The 5,026-nt window shown below is 57.8% G+C and carries 9 protein-coding genes; all 9 read right to left on the bottom strand.

Annotated features, from left to right (window positions below; genetic code table 11):
• On the bottom strand, positions 1–433 hold a 433-nt coding region (gene rpsC / locus ACFFAR_RS24330), incomplete at its 3' end, for a 30S ribosomal protein S3 (RefSeq protein ID WP_375508605.1).
• A gap of 11 nt (positions 434–444) precedes the next feature.
• Entirely contained in the window at positions 445–774 is a 330-nt protein-coding gene (gene rplV / locus ACFFAR_RS24325; protein WP_031361578.1) for a 50S ribosomal protein L22, read from the bottom strand.
• A gap of 12 nt (positions 775–786) precedes the next feature.
• Positions 787–1,062, bottom strand: a complete 276-nt coding sequence (gene rpsS / locus ACFFAR_RS24320; protein WP_031361579.1) for a 30S ribosomal protein S19 — start codon at positions 1,060–1,062, stop codon at positions 787–789.
• Between the two features lie 10 nt (positions 1,063–1,072).
• Positions 1,073–1,900, bottom strand: a complete 828-nt coding sequence (rplB, locus tag ACFFAR_RS24315; protein WP_375508604.1) for a 50S ribosomal protein L2 — start codon at positions 1,898–1,900, stop codon at positions 1,073–1,075.
• Between the two features lie 2 nt (positions 1,901–1,902).
• Entirely contained in the window at positions 1,903–2,217 is a 315-nt protein-coding gene (rplW, locus tag ACFFAR_RS24310; protein ID WP_031361581.1) for a 50S ribosomal protein L23, read from the bottom strand.
• Entirely contained in the window at positions 2,214–2,834 is a 621-nt protein-coding gene (gene rplD / locus ACFFAR_RS24305; RefSeq protein WP_056355407.1) for a 50S ribosomal protein L4, read from the bottom strand. The genes rplW and rplD overlap by 4 nt, the downstream gene beginning before the upstream one ends.
• Entirely contained in the window at positions 2,834–3,493 is a 660-nt protein-coding gene (gene rplC, locus ACFFAR_RS24300; protein WP_056355628.1) for a 50S ribosomal protein L3, read from the bottom strand. Before rplC ends, rplD begins: the two co-directional genes overlap by 1 nt.
• 184 nt (positions 3,494–3,677) lie before the next feature.
• Positions 3,678–3,989 carry a 30S ribosomal protein S10 gene (gene rpsJ, locus ACFFAR_RS24295; RefSeq protein ID WP_056355405.1) on the bottom strand — a complete coding sequence of 104 codons (312 nt, stop codon included), beginning with the start codon at positions 3,987–3,989 and terminating at the stop codon, positions 3,678–3,680.
• 137 nt (positions 3,990–4,126) lie between these two features.
• A partial coding sequence (gene tuf, locus ACFFAR_RS24290; protein ID WP_375508603.1) for an elongation factor Tu occupies positions 4,127–5,026 on the bottom strand: 900 nt, incomplete at its 5' end.

The following is a 5,026-nucleotide window of genomic DNA, read 5'->3' as shown; positions in this document are numbered from 1 at the left end:
CCAGACGCATGGCGTTTTGCATCGCACGCTTCATCGCGCGGCGGAACATGATCCGGCGCTCGAGTTGTTGCGTGATCGAATCAGCGATCAACTGTGCGTCGGTTTCCGGCTTGCGGATTTCTTCGATGTTGACGTGGACCGGAACACCCATGCGGCGTTGCAGTTCCGACTTCAACAGTTCGATATCCTCACCCTTCTTGCCGATCACAACGCCCGGACGCGAGCTGTAAATCGTGATACGTGCGTTCTTCGCCGGACGCTCGATGACTACCCGACCAACCGAAGCGTTCTTCAGCTTCTTCTTCAGGTATTCACGAACACCGATGTCTTCCTGCAGCATCGACGCGAAATTGGTGTTGTTCGCGTACCAACGCGACGCCCAATTTCGGCTGACAGCCAGACGGAAGCCTGTCGGATGAATTTTTTGTCCCATCGTATGGCTCCTTAATTCCCGACCGTCACAGTGATGTGACAGGATTGCTTCTCGATGCGGTTACCACGGCCTTTTGCGCGCGCGGTAAAACGCTTCAGGGAAGCGGCCTTGTCGACCATGATGCTCGTTACCTTGAGCTCGTCGATGTCGGCGCCTTCGTTGTGTTCCGCATTCGCGATCGCAGACAACACGACCTTCTTGACAATACCCGCCGCCTTCTTCGGCGAGAACGTCAGAACGTTCAGCGCCTTGTCGACCGGCAAACCACGGATCTGGTCAGCCACAAGACGCGTTTTCTGCGCCGAGATGCGGGCACCGCGATGAATAGCTTTTACTTCCATCTTGATAGCCCCTTATTTCTTGGCCTTCTTGTCGGCTGCATGACCCTTGAACGTACGGGTCAATGCGAACTCGCCAAGTTTGTGGCCGACCATGTTTTCCGAAACATAAACCGGGACGTGTTGACGGCCGTTATGAACGGCGATCGTCAGACCGATGAAGTCCGGCAGGATCGTCGAACGACGCGACCAGGTCTTGATCGGTTTCTTGTCACGCGCAGCTGCGGCAGCCTCAACCTTCTTCAGCAAATGAGCGTCGCAGAACGGACCTTTTTTAACAGAACGTGCCATTGCTTACTCCTTAGCGCTTGTGACGGCGCTGAACGATCATCGTCGTCGTGCGCTTGTTGCTGCGGGTGCGATAGCCCTTAGCCGGGGTTCCCCACGGGCTGACCGGATCGCGACCTGCTGCCGTCTTACCTTCACCACCACCGTGCGGGTGATCGACCGGGTTCATTGCAACGCCACGCACCGTTGGGCGGATACCGCGCCAGCGGTTAGCACCGGCCTTACCGATTTGACGGAGGCTGTGCTCTTCGTTGCCAACTTCACCAATCGTCGCGCGGCACTCGATGTGCACACGGCGAATTTCACCCGAACGCAGGCGAACCTGAGCGTACGTGCCTTCGCGAGCCAGCAACATGGCCGACGTGCCCGCCGAACGCGCCATTTGCGCACCCTTGCCCGGCAACATCTCGACGCAGTGAATCGTCGTACCGACCGGAATGTTGCGGATCGGCAGGGTGTTACCCGAGCGGATCGGCGCTTCCGAACCAGACATCAACGATTGACCCACCGTCGCACCCTTCGGAGCGATGATGTACTTGCGCTCGCCGTCTGCGTACAGAACCAGCGCGATGTTCGCGCTACGGTTCGGATCGTACTCAAGACGTTCGATCTTTGCCGGAATTCCGTCCTTGTTGCGACGGAAATCGACCATACGGTAGTGTTGCTTGTGACCGCCACCCTTGTGACGCGTCGTGATGCGACCGGAGTTGTTCCGGCCGGCGGTCACGGACTGTGCGTCGAGCAGCGCTGCATGCGGCTTGCCCTTGTACAGGTCCTTGTTGACCACCTTGACCATCGCGCGGCGACCCGGCGAAGTCGGCTTAACTTTTACGATTGCCATGATTACTTGGCCTCCGCTTCAAAGTTGATTTCCTGGCCGGGCTTCAGGCAGACATATGCCTTCTTCACGTCTTTGCGCTTGCCCATGAAGCGGCCAAAGCGCTTGGCTTTACCCTTCGTGACCAGCACGTTGACGGAATTGACTTCTACCTTGAACAGCAGCTCGACAGCAGCCTTCACTTCCTGCTTCGTGGCATCGGGCGCGACTTCGAACACAACTTGCTCGTTCTTGTCGGCCACCAGCGTCGCCTTTTCGGAGATCACCGGCGCGAGCAGGACCTGCATCAAACGATGATCGTTCTTGCGAATCTCGCTCATGACAGCAACTCCTCGATCTGGGCGACCGCAGCCTTCGTAATCAGGATCTTCTTGAAGTAGATCAACGAGAGCGGGTCGGCGTAACGCGGCTCGACAACGGCCACGTGGGCCAGATTGCGCGACGCGAGGTACAGGTTTTCGTCGACCGTGTCAGTGATGACCAGGACCGATTCCAGACCCATTGCCTTGAATTTTTCGGCCAGCAGCTTGGTCTTCGGCGCTTCGAGCGTGAGCTCGTCGACTACCGAGATACGGCCTTCACGGGCCAGCTGCGAGAAGATCGAGCAGAGACCTGCGCGATGCATCTTCTTGTTGACCTTGTGCGAAAAGTTTTCTTCCGGCGAATTCGGGAAGATACGGCCACCGCCGCGCCACAACGGGCTCGACGACATACCGGCACGAGCGCGGCCCGTACCCTTTTGGCGCCACGGCTTCTTGGTCGTGTGCTTGACTTGCTCACGATCCTTCTGCGCGCGGTTACCGCTACGTGCGTTGGCTTGATAGGCCGTGACGACCTGATGGATCAGCGCTTCGTTGTAATCGCGACCGAACACGACGTCCGATGCGTTTACACCCGTGCCTTCCTGACCATTGGCGTTCAGGAGCTTAAGTTCCATTATTTCGCTCCTTTCACAGCGCGCGTCTTGACTGCCGGCGTCACGAAAACCTTGCCGCCCTTGGCGCCAGGAACGGCGCCGCGAACCAGCAACAGATTGCGGTCAGCGTCAATGCGAGCGATCACGAGGTTTTGCACCGTAACCGTTTCGTCGCCCATGTGACCCGTCATGCGCTTACCCGGGAAAACACGACCCGGATCCTGCGCCATACCGATCGAACCAGGGACGTTGTGCGAACGCGAGTTACCGTGCGATGCGCGACCCGAAGCAAAGTTGTGACGCTTGATGGTACCGGCGTAGCCCTTACCGATCGACACGCCTTGCACGTCGACTTTCTGACCCACTTCGAAAATGTCCGTACCGATCACGGTACCGTTCGACAACTCGGCAGCCTTTGTGGAATCGATTTGGAATTCTTTGAGGACTTCACCAGCTTGTACGCCGGCTTTGGCAAGGTGACCTGCCAGCGGCTTCGTCACGCGCGATGCGCGGCGAGTACCGAATGCAACTTGAACGGCGATGTAACCATCCGTTTCTACAGACTTGATCTGCGTCACGCGGTTGTCCGACACGTCCAGTACGGTGACGGGAATCGAATCCCCTTCAGGCGTAAAGATACGGGTCATGCCAACCTTGCGACCTACGAGTCCAAGGCTCATCGTTTTCTCCATTCCCAACTGCGATTGGTCGGGGCTGATTTACAAAATGCCGGTCAATTCCTGAGAATCGCACCGACTTTTTTGCGCAAATGCGCGAAAAGCCTTGGAGTATAACAAGGCTTTTCGTTTTCCGCAAGCAATCAAAGACTTAGCGCCACTCCTCGCGAGAGCGGCGCGGTGAAACTTACTGCAACTTGATTTCGACGTCGACGCCAGCCGGCAGGTCGAGCTTCATCAACGCGTCAACGGTCTTGTCCGTCGGGTCGACGATGTCCATCAGGCGCTGGTGCGTACGGATTTCAAGCTGATCGCGCGACGCCTTGTTGACGTGCGGCGAACGCAAAATGTCAAAACGCTGGATACGGGTCGGCAGCGGCACCGGGCCACGTACGATTGCGCCAGTCCGCTTGGCCGTATCGACAATTTCAGCTGCCGATTGATCGATCAGACGATAGTCGAAAGCCTTGAGGCGAATGCGGATTTTCTGGTTTGCCATGACAATTCCTTGAAAAGAGCGAGACGGTGTTGCACCGTCGATTTGGTAAAAGAGCAAGGAGCCGAGCACGCGTAAGGCACGTGCGCCCGGCCCCGGGCACGACTGCTAACTACAGCTTTTGAAGCAAGCTCAGGATTTTACTCGAGAACCTTGGCCACGACACCGGCGCCGACGGTACGACCGCCTTCACGGATAGCGAAGCGCAGACCTTCTTCCATGGCGATCGGAGCGATCAGCTTCACCGTGATCGACACGTTGTCGCCCGGCATGACCATTTCCTTGTCCTTCGGCAACTCGATCGAACCCGTTACGTCCGTGGTACGGAAGTAGAACTGCGGGCGATAGTTGTTGAAGAACGGCGTGTGACGACCGCCTTCGTCCTTGCTCAGCACATACACTTCAGCCGTGAAGTGCGTGTGCGGCGTGATCGAACCCGGCTTGGCCAGCACTTGACCACGTTCCACGTCTTCACGCTTCGTGCCGCGCAACAGAATACCCACGTTGTCGCCCGCTTGACCTTGGTCCAGCAGCTTGCGGAACATTTCCACGCCCGTGCACGTCGTCTTCACCGTCGGCTTGATGCCGATGATTTCGATTTCTTCGCCCACCTTCACAACACCGCGCTCGATACGACCCGTCACCACCGTGCCGCGACCCGAGATCGAGAACACGTCTTCCACCGGCATCAGGAACGTACCGTCAATTGCACGCTCCGGCGTCGGGATGTACGTGTCCAGCGCATCAGCCAGGTTCAAAATCGCCACTTCGCCCAGCTCGCCCGTGTCGCCTTCCAGCGCCAGCTTGGCCGAACCCTTGATGATCGGCGTGTCGTCGCCCGGGAAATCGTACTTCGACAGAAGCTCACGCACTTCCATTTCGACGAGTTCCAGCAACTCGGCGTCGTCCACCATGTCGCACTTGTTCAGGAACACGATGATGTACGGCACGCCAACCTGGCGAGCCAGCAGGATGTGCTCACGCGTTTGCGGCATCGGGCCGTCTGCAGCCGAGCACACCAGGATCGCGCCGTCCATTTG

The sequence above is a fragment of the uncultured Caballeronia sp. genome, assembly GCF_964243625.1.
Classification (GTDB): domain Bacteria; phylum Pseudomonadota; class Gammaproteobacteria; order Burkholderiales; family Burkholderiaceae; genus Caballeronia.
Note: the sequence above shows the minus strand (reverse complement) of the source record. Positions and strands in the feature narration are given on the sequence as shown.